The sequence below is a fragment of the Vibrio genomosp. F6 genome (assembly GCF_005146325.1).
In the GTDB taxonomy this organism is placed as follows: domain Bacteria; phylum Pseudomonadota; class Gammaproteobacteria; order Enterobacterales; family Vibrionaceae; genus Vibrio; species Vibrio cortegadensis.
Map to the genome: position 1 here is coordinate 1 of NZ_SYUT01000050.1, position 393 is coordinate 393.

Annotated in this window: 1 protein-coding gene; it reads right to left on the reverse strand. The window is 34.1% G+C overall.

Going from position 1 to position 393, the window contains the following annotated elements; all coding sequences use genetic code 11:
- Positions 1-63: 63 nt before the first annotated feature.
- Positions 64-345: a hypothetical protein gene (locus FCV43_RS16950; RefSeq protein WP_136995837.1), complete on the reverse strand. Its 282-nt coding sequence runs from the start codon at positions 343-345 to the stop codon at positions 64-66.
- Positions 346-393: the final 48 nt, after the last annotated feature.

A 393-nucleotide genomic window follows, 5' to 3' on the forward strand; every position in this document is an offset into this window, starting at 1 on the left:
TCTTAAATTGTTTGTTAGATTTTTCATTTCGTATCAATCAGTTAAAGTCAGGTAAATACGTGACTAACGAATTGATACACCCTCAATTTCAATAACTGAATTCGCATTGGCTCGTTCGATAATTTTAACCAAGGCAGATTGAATTACCTCATTTTCTCTAACATCAGTTTCACTTGAAAAACGCTCTTCTTGAACCTCTGATTCCTCGCCAAGAAGAAACTGAACAACCACTTCATTTGCAAAGTCAGACCTTTCACCGAAGTAAGATAATGTGATTTGAGGGTAACCTTTAAATCCTTTTTTGACCTGTTTCGCGATACGTTTCTTAGCTTTATCCAAATTCATATTAAATCCTTGTAAACACTGAAACTGAAAAAAATATAACGCCCAATT